The following is a 24,257-nucleotide window of genomic DNA, read 5'->3' on the forward strand; positions in this document are numbered from 1 at the left end:
GGGCTTGACCTCGGCGACCGCCGCCAGGGTGGCCGCGTCGGCCGGGTCCACGAGTACGGCCGCCGCCCGCAGCACCGCCTGGGTCTGCGGCCCGAGCCGCTGCGCGCGTTCGAGCACCGCGTCGCGTACGGTCGGCGGCACGTGGATCTCGCCCAGGCGGCGGCGCACCCACTCGCCTCGGCGGCGGACCAGGTCGGTACGGTCGCTCATCAGCCGCACCGACTCCTCCACCGCGAGCGGCAGCCCCTCGGTATGCCGGTGGACCAGGCCCGCGAACGCCTCCGAGACCGGCTCTCCGGCCAGCATCGACGACATCAGCCTGCCCGTACCGGCGACGTCGAGCGGCCCGAGCGTCTGCCGCAGCCGCGTGACCTCACCGCTCGGACGCGTGGACAGGCGCCGTACCAGTGAGTCGGCGGGTACGTCCTCGGGCCGGTAGGCCACCACCAGGCTGACGCGCTGCGGCCGGCGGGACGCGAGGAACAGCAGGAACTCGAGCGTCGCGTCATCGGCCCAGTGCGCGTCGTCCACGACGAGCACCGACACGTCCAGCCGGTCGAGCAGCTCGGTCAGCGCGCGAAACAGCCGGTGCCGGGCGGCCAGCGCGTCCTCGGCGGGCTCCAGCGGCCCCGGCAGGTCGTCCGCCCACTCCGGGAACAGCGACCGCAACGCGCCCGCGAGCCCGCTGAGCTCCAGCCCGGCCACGCCGTCGGCGGCGGCCTCCCGGACGGCGTCCACGACCGGACCGAGGGTGAACGGCACGCGGTACGGCGGGCACACCGCCAGGAGCGTCACGCGGTCCGGGGCCGTCGGGAACTCGCGCAGCAGCCGGGACTTGCCGACCCCCGCCTCACCCTCGACCACGACCAGCGCGGGCGCGGCGGCGAACGCCGCGCGCAGCTCCGCGAGCTCACGCTCACGCCCCACGAAGGCCGGCGCGAGGAGGACACGGCCACCACCCCGGTGACCAGGGTGCTCCGCCACGCTTCGCCCTTCGCTGAACGGACAATCAACGCATTTTTCCTTGAAAAGGATCAGACATCCAGACCTCGGCCCCGCCGATCCTCCTGCCGCCGATGTCCGAAAGCGGACAGCGGGCCGTCCACGGCCTCCGCCTCCTCGCCGTGGGTGCGGAAGGTGATCACGGGAGTACGTGACGTCCCTGGGCGAGCGCGCGGCGATACCCCCTTGCGGAATCTTGTTAATCCCATTAACTTGAGGTTAGTTCGATTAACTAAGCGGAGGTCGGGCCATGTCCACCACCATCGCGCCGCGTCGCAGCGGCCTCATCACCCTTCCCGCGATCACCGGGATCGCCTACACCCTGTCGTGGGTCGCGGGGCTGTCGGTCGGGGCACCCAGCCCGAAGATCGACTCCAGCGGCGCCGCGGTCGTCTCGGCGCTCGCCGGGCACAGCGCCGCGGTGACCACGCAGTTCCTGTTCACCGAGGGCCTTCCCGCGGCGGGCCTGGCCATCGTGTCGCTGGCGCTGGCCAGGGTCGCGAGCCGGGGCGGCTCGATCGGGGTGGGAGTCGCCGGCGTCGTGGCGGCGCTGATCTCGTTCTGCCAGTTCGTACTGGGCGTCGCGTTGGCCGGCGCCTCGTCGCCCGGCACCGCTCACCTGCTGTTCGACGGGGTGAACCGGCTGGACGGGATCAAGATGTGCACGCTTGCCGTGATGGCCGTGGCCGCCGTCTCCACGGGCCTGCTGCCCCGCTGGCTGCGCATCACCGGGGTCGCCCTCGCCGTCGCCATCGTGGCCTCCGGCATCGGCTATCTGCTGCTGCTCCCGAGCATGGCACCGCTGGCGTACGTCTCCGGCCCCCTCCTGCTCCTGTTCGTCACCGGCACCGGCGTCGTGCTCGGCCGCGGGGACCGGTGACCCGTGCCGCGTGTCGGACTCACCCAGGACAGGATCGTCCGCGAGGCGGCGAACGTCGCCGACGAGGTCGGCCTGGAGCGCCTCACCCTCGCGGCGGTCGCCAAGCGGTGCGGGGTCTCCCTACCCGGCCTCTACAAGCACATCGAGGGACTCGACTCGGTCAAACGAGACATCGCCGTGCTGGCGGTACGGGAGATGACCCAGGTCATGGCCACCGCGGTCGCGGGCCTGTCCGGGCGGACCGCGTTGCGGACGCTCGCCGTCGCGTACCGCGACTACGCCGCGGCCTATCCGGGCCGGTACATGGCGAGCGTCCGGGCTCCCGCCCCCGGCGACGTCGAGCACACCGAGGTCAGCGACCAGGCGATCGGCATCATCCAGGCCGCGCTCCAGGGGTACGGCCTGGAAAGGGCGGACCTGATCCACGCGATCCGGATGCTGCGGATCGCCTGCCACGGCATCTCCTCCCTGGAGGCCGAAGGCGCCTTCGGACTTCCCGAATCCCTGGACGTCACCTTCGACCGGCTGGTCAACGCCCTCGACACCGAATTCCGCCATTCCTGATCCGCGACCGTCCCCTCACCGGTCCGGGACATCCACACCAGACCCGTCCGGCTCCGTCTCTTGAAGGCGGAGGCGGGCGCGACACAAGGAGAAGACATGGCCAAGCCGGCCGCACACGAAATCGCGCCGAACGTCTGGCGCATCCCCGCAGCACCGTTCGACTTCCTCAACATCTACGCGCTCATCGACGACGACGGCCAGGTCACCCTCGTCGACACCGGCACCAAGGGGGCCACCCGCCGTACGCTCGCCGCGCTGGCGGTGATGGGGAAGGCGGCCGAGGACGTGACGCGAATCGTGCTGACCCATGCCCACGGCGACCACGCGGGCGGTGCCGCGAAGATGGCCGAGGTCACCGGCGCTTCGGTCGCCGTCCATGAGTCCGACGCGCGGTGGGCCCGGGCCGGTCAGTCGCCACCGCGCGACGCGGCCACGGCCGGCGGCCGGTTCCTGAACCGCCTGGGCAAGCGCGGCAACGGATTCCCGGCCATCGTCGTCGGCGAGGAGTTCTCCGACGGACACGTGCTGCCGATCGCGGGCGGCCTTCGGGTGGTGCACACTCCCGGCCACACCGAGGGCCATGTCGCGCTGTTGCACGAGACGACAGGCGTGCTCATCACCGGCGACTCGATCTGGAACGTCCGCAGGATGAGCTGGGGCATCAAGGCCTTCTGCCAGGACGTCGCCCTCAACCGGCAGACCGCGCACGTGCTGGGCGAACTCGACTACCAGGTGGCCGCCTTCACCCACGGCCCCCACGTCTCCGATCAAGCCCGGGAACGCGTGCGCCGATACCTCACCGACGCCGCGAACCGGCAGAGCTCATGACCGGTCGCCGCACTTCGTGACGATATGAGGCGTTTATCTACGCTTCACATCGAAAATCATGTTTGACCGCTATAGCGGTTCTTTCGGGCTGGAAAGCGACAGGGGATTCCAACGCCGCGTTCGCGGCATGTCCAGACATGTCACTTCTTGTTACGCGACGGCCACTGAACCATTAGTGTTCGTCTCCGTGATCGACACGAGGACTTACCGCTCAGCGCCGGTTCAGGTATCGGTGAGGATCGCGACGCAGTGTCCTCGTGTGCGGCGGTGGCCTGCCGTGTCATGAGCCGGTTTCGGTGGCTCCATGTCTCCTCTGCCTCCCAATCCGATGAGGATTTGATCGATGTCAGCATCCCTTTCAGTCCGTCATCGGGCCGAGCTCCAGCCGACGGACCGGGCGGTGCTCGTCCTGCTCGTCGCGTTGATCGTGACCGGCGGCGGGTGTTTCGTGGCGACCGCCGCCGCCGAGCCCGCGTACCGGGCCGTCGTGGTCGCGTTCACCGGGTTGGCAGCGGTCGTGGTCTGTGTCGCCGTCGCGGTCACGGCCTATTTCCTCTACAACGGACGTGCGCTGCGCGCGCGCATCGAGACGGCGGAGGCCGACGTCACCCGGCTGGCCGATGAGACCCTGCCGGCGATGGTGAAGCGTCTGCGCGAGGGCGCGTCGGCGGACACCGTCCTGGCCGAGATCGCCTACCCGGAGGACGGCGCGCAGCGGCGCCTGCTCCACACGGTCGCCCACGAGGTCGGCCGAGGCGAACGCATGCGGGACGCCGCGATGGCGGCCTGCGCGAGCGCCGCCGGCCGGGTCCAGGCCCTGGCGACCAGCATGCTCGCCGACCTGCGCGAGATGGAGCACCGCTACGACGAAGAGGTCCTCGGCGACCTGCTGAAGCTGGACCACAGCACCGCCCAGGCGGGCCGGCTGGCCGACAGCATCGCCGTGCTCACCGGCGCCCGGTCGGGCCGGCGCTGGACCAAGCCGATCGTCATGGAGAGCATTCTGCGCGGCGCGGTCGGCCGCATCAGCGCGTACCAGCGGGTGAGCGTGCACTCGACCAGCACCGTCGCGGTCGCCGGGTACGCCGCCGAGGGCGTCATGCACGCGCTGGCCGAGCTGATGGACAACGCCACCAGTTTCTCGCCTCCGTCCGATCAGGTGTACGTGTACGTGGAGGAGGTGCACGCGGGCGTCATCGTCACGATCGAGGACGCCGGCCTCGCGATGAGCCCCGCCGCGCTCGAACGGGCGAAGCGGGCGGTCTCGTCCAAGCCGCTCGACCTCACGGCGCTCTCGGGCACCCGGCTGGGGCTCGCGGTGGTGGGCTGCCTTGCTCGCAAGCACGGCCTGACCGTCTCCTTCCGGCCCTCGTCACGCGGCGGCACCGGCGCCATCGTCATGATTCCGCAGCAGCTCATCACGCAGATCTCGGGTGAGGCCACCGCCGTGTCGCATCCGGTCGCCGTGGTGCGCGCCACCGGGCCCGTACGGCCGCGCCGCACCGCCGTCTCCCGCCCCGTACGGGAGGCGGCACCCGTCCAGGCGACGACCCCGGGGCAGGACATCGAGGCCGGGGCGGACGGCACGCCCCCGCTGCCCCAGCGCCGGCGTGGCCAGACCCTCTCGCAGTCCACCTCCGCGGACCGGGCCGCACCGAAGTCCGGCACCACGAAGCGCGCCGCCGACACCGGAGCGCGGTTCAAGGCCTTCCGGCAGGCGTCCCGCGGCCAGGCAGCCGCATCTTCCCCGGACGGCACCGACGACCGCGACTCCCGCTGACGGTCCGGGCCTGGCCACACAACAGATTGGAGGCAGGGCGGAGCCCGGTCGGAAGGCACCGGATCCTCGCCCCACATTCCTATGAAAACCGCAGATCGCGAGCTCGACTGGCTGCTGGAGAATCTGCTCTCGCGGACGCCGGGGACACGCCACGCCCTGGTTCTGTCGAGCGACGGGCTGAAACTGTGCCACACGTCCCGGCTGACCCTGGACCAGGCCGACCAGCTGGCCGCCATCGCATCGGGAATCCAGAGCCTCGCCCACGGGGCGTCGGCCGAGTTCGGCGATGGCAGCGGCGGCGTGCGGCAGTCCATGACCGAATTCCACGGCGGCATGCTGTTCATCGTGGAGGCGGGAGAGGGAGCCCACCTCGCCGTCATCGCGAGCGATGAGGCCGACGTCGGCCTCATCGGTCACAACATGGACGAGCTGGTCGAACAGCTCGGCGAACATCTGGTCGCCGCACCCCGCGAACACGAGCTGGGCAGCCGGTCACAATGAGCCCGCGGTTCGCCGGCGAGGACCCGGACCGGCTGTACACCGTGACCGGCGGACGCAGCCACGCGAACGAGAACCCGCTCGACGTCGTCACGCTGATCGTCAGCGAGTCCGGTCCCGAGCCGGGGATGCAGTCCGAGCACGCCAGGATCCTCCGGCTGTGCGCCGGCCCGCTCTCGGTCGTGGAGATCTCCGCGGAGCTCGGGCTGCCCGTCACCATCGTGAAGATCCTCCTGCTCGATCTGCTCGACACCGGCCACATCACCGCTCGCAATCCACTGCCGGCCGTCCGCCGGTCGCAGCTACCCGATCTCGAAATCCTGAAGCAGGTGCTCATTGGACTCGAAAACCTCTGATCAGGCCGTCCTCACGCCGCTGCGCAAGACCGCCAGCAACGGCCTGAAGATCGTGATCGTCGGCGGTTTCGGCGTGGGCAAGACGACCATGGTCCGCTCGGTCAGCGAGATCCGCCCGCTGAGCACCGAGGAGACGATGACGCGAGCGGGCGTCGGAGTCGACGACGCGTCCGTCGTACGCGACAAGACGACGACCACGGTCGCGTTCGACTTCGGCCGGATCAGCCTGAACGACCAGATGGTCCTCTACCTGTTCGGCGCGCCCGGGCAGGAGAGGTTCTGGTTTCTGTGGGACCGCCTGTTCTTGGGCGCTCTGGGCGCGGTCGTCCTCGTGGACACTCGCCGCCTGGAGGACTCCTGGTACGCCATCGACCGTCTCGAACAACAGGACACGCCCTTCATCGTCGCGCGCAACGACTTCGGCGGACCGGCGTACACGCTGGATCAGGTACGGGCCGCGCTCGACCTGTCCGACCACATCCCGCTGGTCGGATGCGACGCACGCCGGCGTGACTCCAGCAAGGCCGTGCTGATCGCACTGGTCAACCACCTTTTCGCCCTTTCCGCCGCCACGGAGAACGCGTGATGAACCAGAGAGAGACCTCATGACCGATTCGCAGCAGACGGCCGGTTCCCCACCGCCGGGTTACCCGGACCACCACGACGCCGTCCCCCTGTACGGGCCGCGCTATCAGACCAGGCCTGTCGAGCTGTACCGGGAGATACGACGGGAACACGGTCCGGTCGTCCCGGTCATGCTCGAGGGCGACATTCCCGCCTGGTTGGTGATCGGTTATCGGGAGCTCCACCACGTTCTGAGCAATCCGGAGCTCTTCAGCCGCGACTGCCGCCGCTGGAACGTCTGGGATCGGGTGCCGCCCGACTGGCCCCTGATGGCGTTCATCGCCTATCAGCCGTCGGTGCTGTTCACCGATGGGGCCGAACACGAGCGGCACGCCTCGGCGATCAGGAGCGCTCTTTCCGGCGTCGACCAGTTCGAGCTGCGGTTCCAGTGCGAGCGGATCGCCGACAGCCTGATCGACTCTTTCGCCGGCAGCGGCAAGGCCGACCTGATGACGCAGTTCGCGCACCCGCTGCCGGTGCTCGTCGCGGCATGGATGTTCGGCCTCCCGGAGGAGGAGGCACCGGAGCTGGCCCGCGACGTGGTCGAGGCGATGAACGGCTCGGTCGAGGCGTACCAGCGGTTCGCCGCCACGATGATGCGGCTGTTGCAGACCAAGCGCGAGAACCCCGGCCCCGACATCCCCTCCCGCATGGTGACCCACTCCTCGAACCTGACCGACGAGGAGCTCACCCACGACCTCATCATCACCCTGACCGCGGGCCAGGACGCCATGGCCAACTGGATCGGCAACACGCTGCGGCTGATGCTCACCGACGACCGGTTCGCGCTGACGCTGGCGGGTGGACGCCGCAGTGTCGGGCAGGCGCTGAACGAGGTGTTGTGGGAGGACACCCCCGGGCAGAACAGCCTCGGGCGATGGGCGACGCGCGACACCCAGCTCGGCGGGCGGCACATCCGCACCGGCGACGGGGTCGTCCTCAGCCTCGCGGGAGCCAACTCCGATCCGGCGATACGGCCGGACCCGCACGCCGGCCCCGGCGGCAACCACGCCCACATGGCCTTCGCCCACGGTGAGCACAGGTGCCCGCATCCGGCGCCGGAGATCGCCGAGGTCATGGCCCAGGTCGCCGTCGAGGTCCTCCTGGACCGGCTTCCGGACACGGTGCTCGCGGTCGATTCCGAGGACCTCGTCTGGCGACCGTCCATGCAGATGCGCGGCCTCATGGCCCTCCCCGTCGCCTTCACCCCCGCCTACGTCGCCGGGCACTAGGCCGGCGCTGGATCGACAAGAACGGAAGCAGGCATGCCACACCTCATCACGCGTCCGCGCTCATACCTGCGGAGCACCACGCGCCGGCTGCGAAGCGTGCTCGGCTGCGCCGTCATCGCCGGCGGCGCGGTCCTCTCCCCCGCCGCCGGGGCACAGGCCGCCGAACCTCATGTGGTCGAGTACGGTCCGCTGCCGACGGGACCGATCTCGGGCGCCTGCGAGGTGGAGTTCGACCTCAAGGGCCGGCTCTGGGTCGAGCAGTACCTTGCCGGCCAGTTCGCCCGGATGGACCCCCAGACCGGCCGGTTCACCGAGTTCAACACGCCGATGCCGCTGTCGGTGCCGGGCGGGGAGGAGGTCGGCCAGGACGGGGCGATCTGGTCGACCGAGGTCACGGGCAACAGCCTGCTCCGTATCGACCCCGACTCCGGTGCCATGCGAGAGCTCCGCCTTCCCTGGGCGAACGCCCTGAGTGTGAAGGCTCTGGACCTTCCCCTTCATGTCGGCCTGGGCCTGGCGAACGACATCAGCAAGGGCCCCGACAACGCGATGTGGTTCACGCTCGGCGGGCTGGGCTCGGTGGGCCGCATCGACATGACGACCCACACGATGACCAGGTATCGGCTGCCCACGGCCCTCGGCGCGGAGCAGGCGTTGTTCGGGATCATCAAGCCCGGCCCGGGCCGCACCATGGTCACCGACATGCCGCTGGAGAACAAGGTCTACTCCATCAACGTCGACACCAAGGAGGTCACCTCCTACACGATGCCGACGCCCCTGTCGTTCCCGCTCGGGGTCACGACCGGCCCCGACGGCGCCATCTGGGTCACCGAGGAGCTGGCGATGAAGCTGGCCCGCATCGACCCCGCCACGGGCAAGATCACCGAATATCCGCTCCTCGGGGCGAACGGCCTGCTCAGCGGGCTGCTGAACGGCATCAGCATCGGCAACCCCCTCCCGATTCCCGGCCCGATCGTCACCGGCAGCGACGGGAGGCTGTACTTCCCCCTGAACTTCGCCGGCAGCGTCGGGCTGGGCAACCGCATGGCGAGCTTCGACCCGGCGACCCACAAGATCGCGACCTACCCGACCCCGTCGTCGCTGTCGAGCCCCTGCGACCTCAACAACGAACAGGCCGGGTCGATCTGGTTCGCCGAACTCACCGCCAACAAGGTCGGCCGGCTGATCATTTCCTAGATCCGTTCGCGGCACGATGCATGGATCCGGGCGAGGGTGGTAGGGCGGGCAGGGACCACCGTCGTAACCGGCGGAACGCGAAAGGAGCCGGGAAGGAGCCAGAAGGACAATGGCGACCATGCGGCATACCGCCGCGCCGACGGCGACACAGTACGCCGTCGGCGCGGTGTTCCAGCCGAGACGAACCCCCGTGGACGTGATCCCTCAGCCACCGCCGCGGCCCGTACCGGGGAGTCCAGAGCCCGAGCCGCCGCGGCCGGAGCCGGTTCCGCCGCGGCCCGGCCCGCCGCCCGCACCGTCACCGGAGCCCGAGCCCGAGCCGGTCGGTGCGGGGACCGCCACCCGTGAGGAGGTCCCCGCACCGACCGGGCGCACAAGGCGGCACCCGCCGTCACGTCGGCCGATGCCGCCCGCTCGTGTGTCGTCCGGTCGCGCCGCGCCGGTCACCGGCCGGTGATGCGCTGGAGGCGGGTACGCAGCGGGCCGAGGCCGTAGCGGCGCCGGCTCAGGCTCGACCATGGGTCGTCGACCTCGCCCAGGCGATCGATGACCGACGGCCGCTCCAGCTCCCCCTCCAGCAGGCGCCGCAGTTCCAGGGCGGCACGCCGGGCATCCTCGAAACGCGACGGGTCGGGCGGATCGAGGTCGAAGACCATCTGGTCCGGGTCGTCGAGGCGGTCGATCCTGCTCAAGAAGATGTGCGGTTCGATGCAGGCCTGATTCGCCAGGTAGACGAGCGTCGCGGCGTTGTCGCAGACGGCGTGCAGCACCTCGCCGTCCTGTTTCGCCACCCGTTCGCGCCGTACCCGGCCGGGGAAGTAGTCGGGCACGTTCTTCTGGAAGATCCGCTCACCGTCGATCCCGTCGGGGTGGCGGGCCGTGGCGAGCGGACGGTCCCGCAGGTACGGCACCATCACGGCGGCGACATCGCGGTAGTAGCCGATGAGGTCGCCCTTGGTGATGCCGTCGGCCGGGAACAGCACCTTGCCGGTGTTGGACAGCCTCACATCGTGCGCGCCGACCTCGACCTCCTCATCGCTCATGCTCGCTCCCGCGTCACGTCGATCCGGCCCCGTGCCCTTGCCCTTCCCCGACGGCATGGTCGTACGCCCGGCCGGTCACGCCGACGACCGTTGGGTAGGGTCGAGGAACACGTGCTGGATGGCCGGCAGCCGCTCGCGTAGCCGCCGGTCGACGTCGTCGGCGACGTCCTCCGCGTCGTCGGCGCTGATGTCGTCGGTGAAGGCGACCTTGGCCGCGACGATGAGGGCGTCGGGGCCGAGCTGCATGGTCAGCAGTTCCAGGACGGTGCCGATCCCCGGGGCGGCCTCGATCTCGCCGGTGATGGCACGCCGCTGCTCCTCGTCGGCGGCCTGGCCGATGAGCATGTGCATGTTGGTCCGGCCGAGGCTGCAGGCCACGACGATCAGCAGCAGCCCGATGAGGATCGACGCCGCGCCGTCCCAGAAGGCCGCTCCGGTGAGCTCGCGCAGCGTCAGGCCGGCGGCCGCCACGACGAGTCCGATCAATGCCGTGGTGTCCTCGAAGAGCACCGCCCGGATCGTGGTGTCGGAGCTGCGCCGTGCCTGTTCGGGCAGGGATCGCCGCTGCGAGGCCGCCTCCCCGCGTACCTGCCGGATCGCCCTGAGCAGCGCCGAGCCTTCGGCCACGAAGGAGATCGCGAGCACGACGTAGGCGAAGACCGCGCCCGTGGCCTCACCGCCCCGCTGGATGGTGAGGACGCCTTCGAAGATCGAGAAACCGCCGCCCGCGACGAAGATGCCCACCGCGGCCAGCAGCGACCAGAAGTAGCGCTCCTTGCCGTAGCCGAAGGGGTGCTCGGCGTCGGCCGGGCGGTCGCTGCGGTACAGCGAGGTCAGCAGAAACCCCTGGTTGAGGGTGTCGGCCAGTGAGTGCGCCGCCTCGGCGAGCATCGCCGCCGACCCGGCGAGGACACCCGCGACCACCTTGGCGAGAGCGATCGCGACGTTGGCCGTCCCCGCCACCAGCACCGTACGACGTGTTGCCTTGTTCACGGCTCCGGCCCTACCCGGCCCGTGGAAATGAATCGCCTCGCGAGGCGACGACCGTCCACGATCAACGTAGGACCGCCTCGGCCGAGCCCGTGGAGCGGCCGGGGTTCGCCGGAGAGGTCAGTGGCCTCTGCTCGGCGCACCGCCGGCCGCCGCTCTCGTCACCCCGTCATTCGCCGGGGTGGCCGAGCCGCAGATCGGTCGCGGTCTGCTCCGTACCGTCGATGGTCATCGTGGTCGTGGCGGGCTGGTAGGCGCTGGCGGTCAGGGTGTACTCCCCGCTCTCCAGGCCCGTGAAGGTGTACTCGCCATCGGAGCCGGTCATGGTGGTGGCGACCGTGTCGCCCGCGGCGTTGACCAGGGCGACCCGGGCATCGCCCAGCGGCGTGTTCCCCGCCCCGGCGCGTACGGTGCCACTGATCCGGCCACCGGCCCGGAGCTCGACGTCGCACTGCGTGGTGCCCGGCCCGCTCACCTCGACCCGTACCGCGCTCGGCCGGTGGCCGTCCGCGTCGGCGACGAGGGTGACGGTGCCGGAGACCAGATCCTCGATGGAGAACCTGCCGCCCTGGTCCGTCTCGGCGGAACCGACGATGTCACCGCGCAGGTCGGTCACGACGACCGTCGCCGCGGCGACCGGGGCCCCGGTCGTGGCGCTGCGGACGACGCCGGCCAGGCCGGATGTGCCGGACAGTGTCAGCTCGTAGAAGAGTGGTTCGTCGCCGACCGTGACCGTGGCCGCCTGCGGCTGGTGACCGTCGGCCGCCACGATGAGCACGTACGAGCCGGGGGCCGGGGCACTCAACGTGTACGACCCGTCGGCCCCGGTCGTGGCCCGGCCGAGCTGGCGCCCGCCGAGTTCGACCAGGGTGATCGTGGCGCCGGGCAGCGGGACGCTCCCCGCTCCGCGGATCCGGCCTCCGACCGCGATGCCGTCGAGTGCGGGGGCGACGCCGTTTCCGCCGACGGACGGCGATTCGACGTTCAGGGCGGGCCTCGGCTCTTGGACGTCCGGCCTCGCTCCCGCATGTGCGCCCGCCGGAGCGGAGGCCTGCGGAAGCCGGCGCCGGCCTCCCTTCCTGCCGTTGATCAGGACGGCCACGACGAGGGCGGCCAGGAGGAGGATGCCCGTCCCCCACCGGATCGCGACCGCGAAGCCGTGCACCTGGCCGACCGCCACGAGCAGGCGCGAGGGCCGGCCGTGCGCGTGCGCGGCGATGTAGGTGGTCGTGGCCGTCGCGGCGATCGTGTTGAGCAGGGCGGTGCCGATCGAGCCGCCGACCTGCTGGGCGGTGTTGACCATCGCCGACGCCACACCCGCGTCCTGTGGGGCGACGTCGGAGGTCGCCAGGTTCATCGCGGGCATCATCGTCGAGCCCAGCCCCAGGCTGATGAGGAGTTCGGCGGGCAGGACGACGCCGACGTAGGAGCTGTCCACCTTGAGCTGGGTGAGCAGGAGCATCCCGGCCGCGCCGACGAGCAGGCCGGGCACCATCAGGGCCCGCGCCGGGACACGATGCATCAGCCGAGCCGCGATCTGCGTGGAGCCGGTGATCATGCCCGCCGTGAACGGCAGGAAGGCCAGGCCGCTCCTGACCGGCGAGTAGCCCTTGACGATCTGCAGGTAGTACGTCAGGAAGAGGAAGAGCCCGAACATCGCGATCACGGCCAGGCCGACCGCGAGGTAGGCACCGCCGCGGTTGCGGTCCGTGACCACGCGCAGGGGCAGCAGCGGCGCTCGCGTCAGGGCCTCGACGACGACGAACGCGACGAGCAGCACGCCGGCGGCGACGAAGAGGCCGATCACGCCCCGCTCGCCCCAGCCCTGCGACTCGGCACGCGTGAAGCCGTACACGAGCGACACCAGACCCGCGGTCACCAGGATGACGCCGGGAATGTCCAGGCGGGCGCGGTCGCGCCGGCCCGAGGACACGGCGACGTGGACGAACGCCAGGGCGCCGACGAACGCGACGGCCGCGATGGGCACGTTCACGTAGAGCGCCCAACGCCAGTTCAGGTACTCGGTCAGCACGCCGCCGAGGATCAGGCCGACGGCGCTGCCGCCGCCCGCGATCGCGCCGTAGATGCCGAACGCCTTGGCCCGTTCCCGCGGCTCGGTGAACATGGTGGCGAGCAGCGAGAGCGCCGATGGCGCGAGCAGGGCCCCGAACGCGCCCTGGAGCGCGCGGGCGCCGAGCAGCATGCCCGTGTTGACCGCCGCGCCGCCGAGGGCCGAGGCACCGGCGAAGCCGATCAGGCCGATCAGGAACGTGCGCTTGCGGCCCACGAGATCGGCGATACGGCCCCCGAACAGGAGCAGTCCGCCGAAGACGAGGGTGTAGGCGGTGATCACCCACTGGCGGTCACCGTCGGAGATGTCCAGCGCTCTCTGCGCCGACGGCAGGGCGATGTTCACGATGGTCGCGTCGAGCACGACCATCAACTGGGCGAGGGCGATGAAGAGCAGGGCCGTCCATCGCCGGGGGACGGCCTGCGGTGCGGCCATGGTGCCGTTCCGCCGAGCGGTCGGTGCGGTAGTCGACATTACGGAAGGTATCTCCAGCGTTTCGGGCGAGATTTCGAGAGATCTCGAGCGAGATATGAGGTCAGCGGTGGTTTCGCCGCTTCGGTCAGCGTCGAGGGACAGGATCGGTTGGCACGGGGGGCGGGCCGGGCAGTTCATTCGGCGCGGGAGCGCGCAGACCGGCCAGGAACAACTCGATGTACCGGGCGGCACGGGCGTCGAAGTCGTCCCGGTCGCAGCACGGCAGTGGCCGGGTGAGCTGGGCGAGCATGCCCCAGACATCGTCGAAGGTCACGTCGGGACGAAGCTGCCCGCTCTCGCGCGCCCGCCGCATGATCTCCTCGAACGCGGCCACGCCTCGGCGGCGTACCGCGAAGAACGCCTCGTCCTTGGCGAACCGTCCCCGCACCACCTGCAGCACCGCGCCGACGCCATGGGAGGCGGCGGCCTTGACGCAGCGGCGAAGCGCCTGGAACGGATCGTCCTCCTCGGCCAGCGCACGCTCGGCGTCATCCGCGACCTGCGCGATGACATGCGTGGCGACCTGGCGGATGAGATCTTCACGGTCGCCGAAATGGCGATAGAGCGTGGCGTTGCCGACACCCGCGCGCCGGGCGACCTCGTCGAGCGACGCGTCGGACCCGTCCTCGGCGAAGACGGCGCGGGCGGCGATCAGAATCCGCTCGTGGTTACGGGATGCGTCCGCTCGCCGGCACGGAGCAAGACACTCGCGCGCGAACGTGTCCGTACTGCTCATGCCTGCCCCCTGAGTGCCCCGTGTCGCAGAAGCGGGGAGCCTGTCCCCGTTTCTGCGGATACATCGCTCGAACAGCGAACGGCTCGGCATGAATCCCCAGATGGAGTGTGATGCCCGTCTCAGTCGCGACGTGTCACAGGGAACGGGCCGCCGGCACCTCGTATGCGACAGCCGACAACGAGAGAAGAGAGACATGATGAGCAAGGTCTGGTTCGTCACCGGTTCGTCGCGCGGCCTCGGCCGCAACTTCGTCGAGGCCGCCCTGTCGCGCGGTGACAAGGTGGCCGCGACCGCCCGGGACACCGCGAGCCTCGACGAGCTGGTCGCCGCCTACGGGGACGCGGTGCTTCCGCTCGCGCTGGACGTGACCGACAAGGCCACCGTCTTCGAGAGCGTGAAGCGGGCCAAGGAGCACTTCGGCCGTCTCGACGTCATCGTGAACAACGCCGGCTACGCCCAGGTCGGCGCGATCGAGGAGCTGACCGAGCGGCAACTGCGCGACCAGCTCGAGACCAACGTGTTCGGCGCGGTATGGGTCATCCAGGCCGCGCTGCCCTACCTGCGCGAGCAGGGCTCAGGGCACATCATTCAGCTGTCCTCGGTCGCCGGGCTGATCGCGATGCCGCTCGGCGGCGCGTACCACGTCTCCAAGTGGGCCCTCGAAGGCCTGAACGAGACCCTCGCCCACGAGGTCGCCGACTTCGGCGTCAAGGTGACCGTGATCGAGCCCGGCGGCTTCGCCACCAGGTCCGGCAAGAACCCGGACCCACTCGCCAACGGCCACCTGGCCGAGCCCGATCCGGTCTACGACGGCCTCCGCCGGCGCATCGCCGAGATCGTGGGCGAACAGCCCGCCGGCGACCCGGCCGCCGCGGCCCAGACCCTCCTCAAGATCGTCGACTCCGACGACCCACCCCTGCGGGTGCTCTTCGGCCGGGGCTTCTACCCGATGATCCAGCAGGTCTACGCCGACCGCCTCAAGACCTGGGCCGACGGCCAGGACCTCTCGATGGAGGCTCACGGCAGGCTCGATCAAGAAGATCGGTGACCTGCTCCGGGTCGGCGAGGCAGCAGCCTGAGGGTGGTGGCTCTGGCCCGGGGAGCGAGCATGGGAACGACGTAGGTGTCGGCGTAGCCGCTGTACTTGGCGCGGTAGGCGTCGTCGATCCGGTCGTTGGCGACGGGGTCGGTCTCTTCGGCGAGGGTGACGTCCTTGTCCACGCCGCCCGCGCTGACGTGCGCTCGGTGGCCGGCCCGGGCGGCGCGGTACCAGGCACCGTCACCGCCCCGGTAGGAGCGGACGTAGCGGCCGTCACCGTCGCGGACGACCCAGATGGGCGTCGACCTGTACGGCGTGCCGTCGGAGCGGAGCGGCGTGATCTCCAGCTCGTCCGCGGCCGCGATCCTGTCGAGCTCGTCGCTGGTCCATGTCGTCATCGGACGGCCTCCTGTCACGTTGGCGGTGGTCAGTGTCGTGGCGAAGGGCGGACTCGGTCACGCCGGGAACAGCGCCTGTCGCGGGGCCAAGATCGCCGACAGTCGTTCCAGCGCCCGCGGGTTGATCCAGTAGTAGACCCATGTGCCCCGGCGTTCGGAGCCGATCAGGCCCGCCTGCTTGAGCACCTTCAGGTGGTGGCTGATCGTCGGGGCGGTCAGCTCGAACGCTCCCGTCAGGTCGCACACGCACGCCTCGCCGCCCTCGTGGCAGGCGATCAGTGACAGCAGCCGCAGCCGTACGGGGTCGCCGATCGCCTTGAACAACGGCGCCAGTTCATCGGCCTCCCCGGCGTTCAACGGCTCAGACGCCAGCGGCGCGCAGCACACCGTCTCGGACACGTCCACGACTGGGAGCCCTTGCTTAGACATGCTTCTAATTTGACATACATCTATGCGAGAGTCCACGCTGATTCGAAGTTTGTCTAAGTACCACACGGAGAGGAGCACCGCATGTCTCGTGTCCAGCTCGCCTTGCGGGTCGCCGACCTGGAAGGCTCCATCGCCTTCTACTCCAAGCTCTTCGGCGCCGAACCCGCCAAGCGCCGCCCCGGCTACGCGAACTTCGCCATCACCGAGCCGCCGCTGAAGCTCGTCCTGATCGAAGGCGAGACCGGCGAGCCCACCCGCATGGACCACCTCGGCGTCGAAGTCGAGGACACCGACCAGGTCACCGCCGCGACCCGGCGCCTCGCGGACGCCGGCCTGGCCACCTTCGAGGAGAACGACACCTCCTGCTGTTACGCCCTCCAGGACAAGGTCTGGGTGCACGGCCCCGGCCGGGAGCCGTGGGAGGTCTACACGGTGAAGGCCGACGTCGGCAAGGACGACGCAGCAACCACCGGCCGCTGCTGCCGGACTCCGGAGGAAACGGCGTAGCCCTGGAGGGTTCAGGGCCGGGGCTGCCCGCTCAGTTCCCCACGCCGAGGCCGGGCATGAACGCGGACGGGTATCGGTCGCCGCGGGCCGCGCCCTGGGGCATCGCCTGCTCGATCTCGGCGAGATCATCCGTGGTGAGGTTCAACTCCATCGCGGGCAGTGCCTCGGCCAGTCGCTCTCGGGTGCGGGCCCCGGCCAGTGGCACGATGTCCTCGCCCTGTGCGGCCACCCAGGCAATGGCCAGCTGGGCGACCGTGCGTCCCTTCGCCTCGGCGACCTTCCGCAGCGCCTCCACCAGGGCCAGGTTGTGCTCCATGTTCCCGCTCGAGAACCGTGGGCTGAGGCCGCGGGCGTCGCCGGGGCCGGCGGTGTGGCCGGCGGCCCAGTGTCCGGAGATGAGGCCGCGGCCGAGGACGCCGTACGCGGTCAGGCCGATGCCGAGTTCCCGCAGCGTGGGCAGAACGTCCGCCTCCACCGCGCGGGAGATCAGTGAGTACTCGATCTGCAGGTCGGAGATCGGGTGCACGGCGTGCGCCCGGCGGATCGTCGCCGCGTCGACCTCCGAGAGCCCGATGTGCCGCACGTACCCGGCGTCGACCATCTCCTTGATCGCGCCCACCGTCTCCTCGATCGGCACCGCCGGGTCCAGCCGCGCGGGGCGATAGATGTCGATGTGGTCGGTGCCCAGCCGGGTCAGGGAGTACGCCAGGAAGTTCCGTACCGCCTCGGGGCGGCCGTCCTGTCCGCCGAACTCCGGGCCCGGCCCCCGCAGCATGCCGAATTTGACGCTCAGGACGTAGCCGTCCCGGTCCCGGCCGCGCAGCGCCTCGGCGAGCAGCAGCTCGTTGTGGCCCATGGCGTAGAAGTCGGCGGTGTCGATCAGCGTGACGCCGCCCTCCAGCGCGGCGTGCACGGTGGCGATGCTCTCGCCGCGGTCGGCCGCGCCGTAGGCGCCCGACATGCCCATCGCGCCCAGGCCCAGCGCGGAGACGGCCGGTCCGGTACGGCCCAGAGTTCGTCGCTGCATCATGTTCTCCCTCTTCTCGATGCCGTCCCCCACTCTGCGCCGGGGCCGGGCCGCGCGGGAGCGGAGCGTTCATCGTGGGAGAGCCGCTCCCTGGATCGGCTCGCCCGTCGCGAGAGACCATGGGGCCATGCAACGTGACCAGCTCGCCGACTTCCTGCGCCGCCGCCGCGAGGCGATCCGCCCGGCCGAGGTGGGCATCGCCGACGGCCCCCGCCGCCGCACCACCGGCCTGCGCCGGGAGGAGGTGGCGATGCTCGCCGGCATGTCGGTGGACTATGTCGTACGCCTTGAGCAGGGCCGCAGCAGTCAGCCCTCGCCCCAGCTGCTCGGCGCGCTGGCCCGGGCGTTGCGCCTCTCCGACGACGAGCGCGACCACCTGTTCCACCTGGCCGGTCACCGGCCTCCGCCCTCCGACGGGGTGGCCCGGCTGGCCCGCGCCGGCCTGATGCGCATGCTCGATCTGCTCGGCGACACCCCGGCCCTGGTGACGTCCGACCTGGGCGAGGTCCTCGCCCAGAACCGGACGGCCGTACTGCTGACGGGCGACCACACCGGCTTTTCCGGCGACCGGCGCTACGTGGCGTACCGCTGGTTCACCGAGGCCGCCGCCCGCGCCGCCGCCCCGCCCGAAGAGCGGGAACGTCACGCCCGTCAGCTCGTGGCCGACCTGCGCGCGACCGCCGGCCGCCGGCCCGGCGACCCCACGGTCGCCGGGCTGATCGACCGGTTGCGGGCCGCGAGCGCCGACTTTCGCCGGCTCTGGGCCGAGCACGAGGTGGCGGTCCGGCGCGCGGACCGCAAGACCCTGCTGCACCCGCGGGTGGGCCGCCTGGTGATGGACTGCGAGACCCTGGTCACGCCCGACCAGCGTCAGCAACTGCTGGTGCTCACCCCCGCGGACGCCGAGGCACGCGAACGGCTGGACCTGCTGCGAGTGCTCGGCGTCGAGGAGTTCCCCACGGGGGCCACGGACACGCCCGCACGGTGAGCTCGGAACCTCACGCGAAGGCCCGCACACGACGGAGCGGAGCACGCTCATCCCGGCGGTACCGCCCGAAGGTTCAGGTCACCAGGCCGTTGCGGTAGGCGTAGACGACCGCCTGCACTCGATCGCGCAGATTCAGCTTGGTGAGAATGCGCGACACGTACGTCTTGACGGTCTCCTGGCTGATCACCAGCGTCGCGGCGATCTCGCTGTTGGACAGGCCGCTGGCGATGAGGCGGAGTACCTCCAGTTCGCGCGGGGTGAGCGCGATGTCGTCCGGCGTGCGCTCGGCGGGGCGGATCCGCGCCGCGTACCTGCCGACGAGACGCCGCGTCACCTCGGGCGCCAGCAGCGCGGCGCCCGTCGCGACGGTGCGGATGCCGTGCAGCAGCTGCGCCGGTGGGGCGTCCTTGAGCAAGAACCCGCTCGCCCCGGCGCGCAGCGCCTCGTACACGTACTCGTCCAGGTTGAACGTCGTCACCACGAGCACCTTGACCGGGTGCTCCACCCCGGCACCGGCCAGCAGGCGGGTCGCCTCGATGCCGTCGAGCACCGGCATCCGTACGTCCATCACCACCATGTCCGGGTTCAGCCGGTGGGCGAGGTCGACCGCGGCGCGCCCGTCTCCGCACTCGCCCACCACCTCCAGGTCGGGCTGCGCATCGATGATCGTGGCGAACCCGGTGCGGATCAGCGCCTGGTCGTCGCAGACCAGGACCCGGACCGGCGCGTTCACGACGGGCTCCCCGCGGGGACGCGAGCCCACACGACGAAGGCGCCGCCCGCCCGCGGGTCCGCGCTGAACTCGCCGCCCAGGGTCTCGACCCGCTCGCGGAGCCCGGCGAGGCCCCGTCCGCTCCCGCCGACAGGGCCGACCGGTGAGCCGGAGCCGTCGGTGCTGACCTCCACGGTGATCTCCTTTTCGGCGTAGCGCACGCGGACCACGGTGTCGCTGCCGTGGGCGTATTTGAGGGCGTTCGTCAGGGCCTCCTGCACGACCCGGTAGGCCACGAACTCGGCGCTGCCGGCCGACTCCGCCCGGCTGCCCTCCTCGACGAGCTTCACCGGCTGCCCGGCCCGGCACGTCTGCTCCACGAGCGCGTGCAGGTCGCCGACGGACGGCGTGTCGACGGGGGTGTCGTGGTCGGGGTTGAGCAGGTCGAGCAGGTGCCGCAGGTCGGCGATGGCCCGCCGGCCGGTGTCGCTGACCGCGCTCAGGGTCGTCTCCAGGCGATCGGGTGCGGCGGTCAGGTACCGTGCCGCCTCGGCCTGCACGACCATCGCCGTCACGTGGTGGGTCACCACGTCGTGGAGTTCGCGGGCGATGCGGGTGCGTTCGGCGGTACGGGTGGCCTCGGCGATCCGGAGGCGGCGCTCGGCCTCGGCGGCCCGGGTCGAACGCAGCCAGGACCCGATCCCCCACGCCAGGACCAACGCCAGGTAGAACACCACGAATCCGTACGCCTGCTCGGCTCCGCCGAGCCGGTGGAGCGCGACCGCCAGCGGCACGTACGCCACCGAGAGAAGGACCGCGGCGGCACGCCGCCACCGTCGCATGTGGGCGCTCGCGCTCAACAGCGCGATGGGCAGTGCGGTGCCCGCCACCTCGTGGTAGCAGCGGAGCTGGTCGAGGGCGAAGCCGAGCGACACCAGGACGACACAGGCGCCCGGCCACCGCCGCCGCACGGCGAGCGGGAGGCACTCCAGGGCGATCGCCACGATGGCCAGTGCGTCGAAGGGGCGGGTCGGCAGGTCACCGAGCTCGGTCCCGAAGCCGTGGAACGCCGGCAGGAGAGATCCGGCGGCCAGCAGCAGCGCGCACGGGAGATCCCGGACCGTGACGTCAGACCGACGCCACAGGTCCGGGACCCGCCGGAAGTCGATCACTGGGCGAGCGTAGCGGTCGCGGCGGCCCGGACGCCGCGCCGGCGAGGAACCAGGGTGCCGCGCCGGCGGGCCACCCACAGGAACACGATGGTCAGCAGCACACCGAACACGACCGTGTACGGGCTCGCCTCCGGTCCGAACCGGCCGCCGGTGAGGATGGCCGGGCCCGAGGTCACGCCGTGCAGCAGCCCCTCGGTCCTGCCATTGCCGGAGACCTCGGTGCCGAAGATGCCGGCCTCGGCGAAGTTCCAGCCGAAGTGCAGGCCGATCGGCACCCACAGCCTGCGGGTGGCGGCGTAGGAGGCCGCGAGCGTGCCACCCGCCTCGACCGCGATCGCGATCGCGCCCCACAGGCCGGCGTCCGGGTTGAGCAGGTGCCACACGCCGAACAGCACACTGGTCACCACCAGGGCCGTCCATGTGCCGCCGCGTTCTTCGATGATGCGGAACAACACGCCGCGGAACATCAGCTCTTCGGTCACGGCGGCGGCGGCCATGAAGCCGAACAGCCCGACCGCGCCCGCCACCGAGCCCCGCCCGTCGACCCGGTAACCGCCCAGGAAGGCGATGTTCACGATGACGGCCGCGAACCATCCGACCCCGATCAGCGTCCCCAGGCCGATGCGGGAGCTTGCGCCTTTGACCGCCACCTCCACCGGCGCCCGACGCTCGGACCACCGCACCATCCAGGCGTACACGAACACGGCGAGCACGGCCGTCGCGACGCCGAGAATCAGGTTCAAAAGCGCATTTCCCTGCACCGCGGTCAAGAGCTGACCGCCGACGAAAGCGACCGCCGCCACGGGCACGAGCTGTTTCAACAAGCGCATGACGATTCCTTCGCGAGATTCTTCTGCGGGATTCCGCGGCCGAAGCGCCGCGGCGACACGGAGAAAACTAGGGATTCGACGGGCTGGAATCGTCACCGCGCGGTGGACACTCGCGTGTAGCTCGCACGGGGGACACAAGAAGGCGGCCGTGGAGCCGTAACGGATCTCATACGAATGGCGCTGTAGGCGGTGTGTGGCGATTTTCCCCTGGATCGCCGCGCCTCCAGGTCGCCCCGGGGCTCCCCTCCACAGCCCCGGGGCGTCGCCCGTGAAGGCGCGGCCCGAACCAGCGAAGTTCCCCACCGGCAAAGTGAAAGGAACCATCCCCGATTGGTACGCACTCCGGCCACCGCGGCCGTCCCCTCATCGGAACGGCGTGAGGCGAGGCGATGAGCATTGCGCAGCTCACCGGCGCAGTCTTGGTTCTGGCCGGTCTGGTCGGCCTCATCTGGTCCCTCCGGTACGCGATCGGCGACCGCCGTACGAGCCGAGGGCAGCGGCGGCGTTCCCACCGGCGCCATCGCTGAGCCGCGCGGTCCGGCCGTCTCCCGCGCCGCACATTTGGCACACATGCCTTTTCGGGGGATATGCCGCATCATGGCGCGGGTGAGTCACGCAGAGGAACTACATTCCCCGCCCTGGCTGACCGCCGAGCACGAGCACGAGCACGAGCACGACACCATGCTGCGAGCCGCCCGGGATGGGGACGAAGACGCGTTCCGCACCCTGTACCGGCAGATCCACCCCCGGCTGCTGCGCTACGTGCGGACGCTGGTCGGCGACGACGCCGAAGACGTCACCTCCGAGGCGTGGCTCCACATCGCACGCGACATCGCCACCTTCGACGGCGACATCAACGGCTTCCGCGGCTGGACCGCGACCATCGCACGCCACCGCGCGCTCGACCACCTCCGCCACCGCAGACGCCGCCCGGTGTCGCAGACCTCCGCCGGTGAACTCCCCGAACAGACCGCCCCCGATGACACCGAGACGACGGCTCTGGACTCGCTGTCCACCGAGGCCGCCCTCGCACTGATCTCGCGCCTGCCCCACGACCAGGCCGAGATCATCATCCTGCGCGTGGTCGTCGGCCTGGACGCCCGCGCCGTCGCCAGGATCCTCGGAAAACGTCCCGGCGCCGTACGCACCGCCGCCCACCGGGGGCTGCGCCGCCTCGAGCAACTCATCACCGACCTGGAGCCCCCGCGATGAACGATCCCGGCCTCGACCCCGACACCGCCGAACGGATGCTCCGCGGGGAGCCCACCGGCCCACCCGAACTCGTCCGCCTGTTCGCCGCCGCCACGTCCCACCCCCAGATCGCACACACCGAAGGCGAGGAGGCGGCCGTCGCCGCGTACCGAGCGGCCCATGCCGGCCGCCAGACGCGGCGAAGGCGGCGGATCCGCGCCCTGATCAGCCTCAAAGCAGCCCTCATCGGACTCCTGCTCCTCCTCACCGGCGGCGTCGCCATGGCCGCCACCGCACACCGCCTCACCGGCTCGCCGGACGACAAACCGCACCACCACGCCAGGACACCGGACACGGCCAAGACGTTCCTGACCAACAACCCACCGACGAGGCCCGTACGCTCCGCCGCGAAACGGCCGGTCACACGACCCCCGCACCGCGGACACTCCCACCCGCATCCGACGCAGGCCCAGAACCACAAGCCGCACCCCGACAACACGCCGAAAGGCAAGGCAAAGGGCAACCCCCACAAGGCACCGACCGCCTGAGGGTGTTCGGGCGGCACCACGCCCCCGCCTCCGACACCGGCCGGCGGCCTGTGCCGGCCGGTGTCGTCGTCTCAGAAGGTCTCGTCGAGGTTGACCGTTCCTTCGACGGCGACTTGGTAGGCCGATACCCGGCGTTCGAAGAAGTTCGACAGTTCCTGGACGTCTTGCAGTTCCATGAACGCGAAGGGGTTTTCGGTGCCGTATCGGATTGGCATGCCGAGGCGAGCGAGGCGTTGGTCGGCGACGTTTTCGAGATAGGCGCGCATGTCGGTGGCGCTCATGCCGGGTAGGCCGTCGCCGCACAGGTCGTGGGCGAAGGCCAGTTCGGCGGCGACGGCTTCTTCGAGCATCGCGGTGACCTGTCCGGTGAGTTCGTCGTCGAACAGGTCGGGTTCTTCGGCGCGGACGGTGTCCACGACGCTGAAGGCGAACTCCATGTGCATCGACTCATCGCGGAAGACCCAGTTGGTGCCGGAGGCGAGGCCGTTGAGGAGTCCGCGGGATCGTAGCCAGTAGACGTAGGCGAAGGCGCCGTAGAAGAACAGGCCTTCGATGCAGGCGGCGAAGCAGATCAGGTTGAGCAGGAACGTCCGGCGGTCCTGTTCGGTGTGGAGTTCTTTCAGCCCACCGAGGGAGTCGATCCAGCGGAAGCAGAATTCGGCCTTGTCGCGGATCGAGGGAATGTTCTCCACGGCGGCGAATGCTTTGACGCGTTCGTCGTGGTCGGGCAGGTAGGTGTCGAGCAGGGTCAGATAGAACTGGACGTGCACGGCCTCTTCGAACAGTTGCCGTGACAGGTACAGGCGTGCTTCGGGTGCGTTCAGGTGGGCGTACAGGTTCAGCACCAGGTTGTTCGCGACGATGGTGTCACCGGTGGCGAAGAAAGCGACGAGCCGGTTCACCAGGTGCACTTCTTCGGGTGTGAGCCGGGCCAGGTCGGCGAGGTCGGAGTGCAGGTCCACCTCCTCCACCGTCCAGGTGTTGCGGATCGCCGCGCGGAACCGGTCGTAGAAGTCCGGGTAGCGCATGGGCCGTAGTGTCAGGTCCATTCCGGGGTCGAGCAGACTCATTGGCATGCCTCGCAGGTTTCGGGGTTTTCCAGGGAGCAGGCGACCGCTTCGGCGGCCGGGGTCGCGGTCAC

27 protein-coding genes are annotated in these 24,257 nt (G+C 70.5%); 15 read left to right on the top strand and 12 right to left on the bottom strand.

Going from position 1 to position 24,257, the window contains the following annotated elements:
• On the bottom strand, positions 1-984 hold a 984-nt coding region (locus ACFFNX_RS12230; protein WP_378199642.1), incomplete at its 3' end, for an AAA family ATPase.
• Between the two features lie 268 nt (positions 985-1,252).
• On the opposite strand from ACFFNX_RS12230, the gene ACFFNX_RS12235 reads away from it, so the two are divergent.
• The 9 genes from ACFFNX_RS12235 to ACFFNX_RS12275 all read left to right on the top strand — a co-directional run bounded on the left by ACFFNX_RS12235 (position 1,253) and on the right by ACFFNX_RS12275 (position 8,961).
• Positions 1,253-1,882 carry a hypothetical protein gene (locus tag ACFFNX_RS12235; protein WP_378199645.1) on the top strand — a complete coding sequence of 210 codons (630 nt, stop codon included), beginning with the start codon at positions 1,253-1,255 and terminating at the stop codon, positions 1,880-1,882.
• Between the two features lie 3 nt (positions 1,883-1,885).
• The gene (locus ACFFNX_RS12240) at positions 1,886-2,446 is read left to right on the top strand and encodes a TetR/AcrR family transcriptional regulator (protein WP_378199648.1); all 561 of its coding nucleotides are present in this window, start codon (positions 1,886-1,888) and stop codon (positions 2,444-2,446) included.
• 96 nt (positions 2,447-2,542) lie between these two features.
• On the top strand, positions 2,543-3,274 hold the full coding sequence (locus ACFFNX_RS12245; protein WP_378199651.1) for an MBL fold metallo-hydrolase: 732 nt from the start codon (positions 2,543-2,545) through the stop codon (positions 3,272-3,274).
• Between the two features lie 343 nt (positions 3,275-3,617).
• Positions 3,618-5,054 (top strand): sensor histidine kinase, encoded by a 1,437-nt coding sequence (locus ACFFNX_RS12250; protein ID WP_378199654.1) that lies wholly within the window; start codon positions 3,618-3,620, stop codon positions 5,052-5,054.
• A gap of 81 nt (positions 5,055-5,135) precedes the next feature.
• Complete coding sequence (locus tag ACFFNX_RS12255; protein ID WP_378199657.1) at positions 5,136-5,555, top strand: roadblock/LC7 domain-containing protein; 420 nt, start codon at positions 5,136-5,138, stop codon at positions 5,553-5,555.
• The gene (locus ACFFNX_RS12260) at positions 5,552-5,908 is read left to right on the top strand and encodes a DUF742 domain-containing protein (RefSeq protein ID WP_378199660.1); all 357 of its coding nucleotides are present in this window, start codon (positions 5,552-5,554) and stop codon (positions 5,906-5,908) included. The genes ACFFNX_RS12255 and ACFFNX_RS12260 overlap by 4 nt, the downstream gene beginning before the upstream one ends.
• On the top strand, positions 5,889-6,494 hold the full coding sequence (locus tag ACFFNX_RS12265) for a GTP-binding protein (RefSeq protein WP_378199663.1): 606 nt from the start codon (positions 5,889-5,891) through the stop codon (positions 6,492-6,494). The genes ACFFNX_RS12260 and ACFFNX_RS12265 overlap by 20 nt, the downstream gene beginning before the upstream one ends.
• A 19-nt stretch (positions 6,495-6,513) precedes the next feature.
• On the top strand, positions 6,514-7,764 hold the full coding sequence (locus tag ACFFNX_RS12270) for a cytochrome P450 (RefSeq protein ID WP_378199666.1): 1,251 nt from the start codon (positions 6,514-6,516) through the stop codon (positions 7,762-7,764).
• 33 nt (positions 7,765-7,797) lie between these two features.
• Entirely contained in the window at positions 7,798-8,961 is a 1,164-nt protein-coding gene (locus ACFFNX_RS12275) for a Vgb family protein (RefSeq protein ID WP_378199669.1), read from the top strand.
• A 443-nt stretch (positions 8,962-9,404) separates the two neighbouring features.
• Here ACFFNX_RS12275 and ligD read toward each other — a convergent pair whose 3' ends face one another.
• The 4 genes from ligD to ACFFNX_RS12295 form a co-directional block, all read right to left on the bottom strand.
• Positions 9,405-10,004 carry a non-homologous end-joining DNA ligase LigD gene (ligD, locus tag ACFFNX_RS12280; protein WP_378199672.1) on the bottom strand — a complete coding sequence of 200 codons (600 nt, stop codon included), beginning with the start codon at positions 10,002-10,004 and terminating at the stop codon, positions 9,405-9,407.
• Between the two features lie 75 nt (positions 10,005-10,079).
• On the bottom strand, positions 10,080-10,997 hold the full coding sequence (locus ACFFNX_RS12285) for a cation diffusion facilitator family transporter (protein WP_378199675.1): 918 nt from the start codon (positions 10,995-10,997) through the stop codon (positions 10,080-10,082).
• A gap of 166 nt (positions 10,998-11,163) precedes the next feature.
• The gene (locus tag ACFFNX_RS12290) at positions 11,164-13,500 is read right to left on the bottom strand and encodes an MFS transporter (protein ID WP_378199678.1); all 2,337 of its coding nucleotides are present in this window, start codon (positions 13,498-13,500) and stop codon (positions 11,164-11,166) included.
• Positions 13,501-13,624: 124 nt separating this feature from the next.
• Entirely contained in the window at positions 13,625-14,275 is a 651-nt protein-coding gene (locus ACFFNX_RS12295) for a TetR/AcrR family transcriptional regulator (RefSeq protein ID WP_378199681.1), read from the bottom strand.
• A gap of 193 nt (positions 14,276-14,468) precedes the next feature.
• On the opposite strand from ACFFNX_RS12295, the gene ACFFNX_RS12300 reads away from it, so the two are divergent.
• On the top strand, positions 14,469-15,323 hold the full coding sequence (locus ACFFNX_RS12300; RefSeq protein ID WP_378199684.1) for an SDR family NAD(P)-dependent oxidoreductase: 855 nt from the start codon (positions 14,469-14,471) through the stop codon (positions 15,321-15,323).
• On the opposite strand, the gene ACFFNX_RS12305 is transcribed toward ACFFNX_RS12300, so the two are convergent.
• Positions 15,308-15,712 (bottom strand): DUF2255 family protein, encoded by a 405-nt coding sequence (locus ACFFNX_RS12305; RefSeq protein ID WP_378199687.1) that lies wholly within the window; start codon positions 15,710-15,712, stop codon positions 15,308-15,310. The genes ACFFNX_RS12300 and ACFFNX_RS12305 overlap by 16 nt on opposite strands.
• A gap of 57 nt (positions 15,713-15,769) precedes the next feature.
• Positions 15,770-16,141 carry an ArsR/SmtB family transcription factor gene (locus ACFFNX_RS12310; protein ID WP_378199690.1) on the bottom strand — a complete coding sequence of 124 codons (372 nt, stop codon included), beginning with the start codon at positions 16,139-16,141 and terminating at the stop codon, positions 15,770-15,772.
• Between the two features lie 81 nt (positions 16,142-16,222).
• Here ACFFNX_RS12310 and ACFFNX_RS12315 point away from each other — a divergent pair, with 81 nt between their 5' ends.
• On the top strand, positions 16,223-16,648 hold the full coding sequence (locus ACFFNX_RS12315; RefSeq protein WP_378199693.1) for an ArsI/CadI family heavy metal resistance metalloenzyme: 426 nt from the start codon (positions 16,223-16,225) through the stop codon (positions 16,646-16,648).
• A gap of 31 nt (positions 16,649-16,679) precedes the next feature.
• Here the strand turns inward: ACFFNX_RS12315 and ACFFNX_RS12320 are convergent, their stop codons facing one another.
• On the bottom strand, positions 16,680-17,675 hold the full coding sequence (locus ACFFNX_RS12320; RefSeq protein ID WP_378199696.1) for an aldo/keto reductase: 996 nt from the start codon (positions 17,673-17,675) through the stop codon (positions 16,680-16,682).
• Between the two features lie 127 nt (positions 17,676-17,802).
• Here ACFFNX_RS12320 and ACFFNX_RS12325 point away from each other — a divergent pair, with 127 nt between their 5' ends.
• Positions 17,803-18,663 (top strand): helix-turn-helix transcriptional regulator, encoded by an 861-nt coding sequence (locus ACFFNX_RS12325; RefSeq protein ID WP_378199698.1) that lies wholly within the window; start codon positions 17,803-17,805, stop codon positions 18,661-18,663.
• Positions 18,664-18,736: 73 nt separating this feature from the next.
• On the opposite strand, the gene ACFFNX_RS12330 is transcribed toward ACFFNX_RS12325, so the two are convergent.
• The 3 genes from ACFFNX_RS12330 to ACFFNX_RS12340 are packed head-to-tail and all read right to left on the bottom strand — an operon-like array spanning position 18,737 to position 21,377.
• The gene (locus tag ACFFNX_RS12330) at positions 18,737-19,396 is read right to left on the bottom strand and encodes a response regulator (RefSeq protein WP_378199701.1); all 660 of its coding nucleotides are present in this window, start codon (positions 19,394-19,396) and stop codon (positions 18,737-18,739) included.
• On the bottom strand, positions 19,393-20,547 hold the full coding sequence (locus ACFFNX_RS12335) for a sensor histidine kinase (RefSeq protein ID WP_378199705.1): 1,155 nt from the start codon (positions 20,545-20,547) through the stop codon (positions 19,393-19,395). The genes ACFFNX_RS12330 and ACFFNX_RS12335 overlap by 4 nt, the downstream gene beginning before the upstream one ends.
• Complete coding sequence (locus ACFFNX_RS12340; protein ID WP_378199708.1) at positions 20,544-21,377, bottom strand: CPBP family intramembrane glutamic endopeptidase; 834 nt, start codon at positions 21,375-21,377, stop codon at positions 20,544-20,546. The genes ACFFNX_RS12335 and ACFFNX_RS12340 overlap by 4 nt, the downstream gene beginning before the upstream one ends.
• Before the next feature lie 389 nt (positions 21,378-21,766).
• Here ACFFNX_RS12340 and ACFFNX_RS12345 point away from each other — a divergent pair, with 389 nt between their 5' ends.
• The 3 genes from ACFFNX_RS12345 to ACFFNX_RS12355 all read left to right on the top strand — a co-directional run bounded on the left by ACFFNX_RS12345 (position 21,767) and on the right by ACFFNX_RS12355 (position 23,116).
• Positions 21,767-21,904: a hypothetical protein gene (locus tag ACFFNX_RS12345; protein WP_378199711.1), complete on the top strand. Its 138-nt coding sequence runs from the start codon at positions 21,767-21,769 to the stop codon at positions 21,902-21,904.
• Positions 21,905-21,983: 79 nt separating this feature from the next.
• Positions 21,984-22,589, top strand: a complete 606-nt coding sequence (locus ACFFNX_RS12350; RefSeq protein WP_378199714.1) for an RNA polymerase sigma factor — start codon at positions 21,984-21,986, stop codon at positions 22,587-22,589.
• Complete coding sequence (locus ACFFNX_RS12355; protein ID WP_378199717.1) at positions 22,586-23,116, top strand: hypothetical protein; 531 nt, start codon at positions 22,586-22,588, stop codon at positions 23,114-23,116. Before ACFFNX_RS12350 ends, ACFFNX_RS12355 begins: the two co-directional genes overlap by 4 nt.
• A gap of 71 nt (positions 23,117-23,187) precedes the next feature.
• Here the strand turns inward: ACFFNX_RS12355 and ACFFNX_RS12360 are convergent, their stop codons facing one another.
• Positions 23,188-24,186, bottom strand: coding sequence for a ribonucleotide-diphosphate reductase subunit beta (locus ACFFNX_RS12360; RefSeq protein WP_378199720.1), 999 nt, complete (start codon positions 24,184-24,186; stop codon positions 23,188-23,190).
• Between the last annotated feature and the right edge of the window lie 71 nt (positions 24,187-24,257).

It is taken from the genome of Actinoallomurus acaciae, from assembly GCF_042429965.1.
Lineage (GTDB): Bacteria > Actinomycetota > Actinomycetes > Streptosporangiales > Streptosporangiaceae > Actinoallomurus > Actinoallomurus acaciae.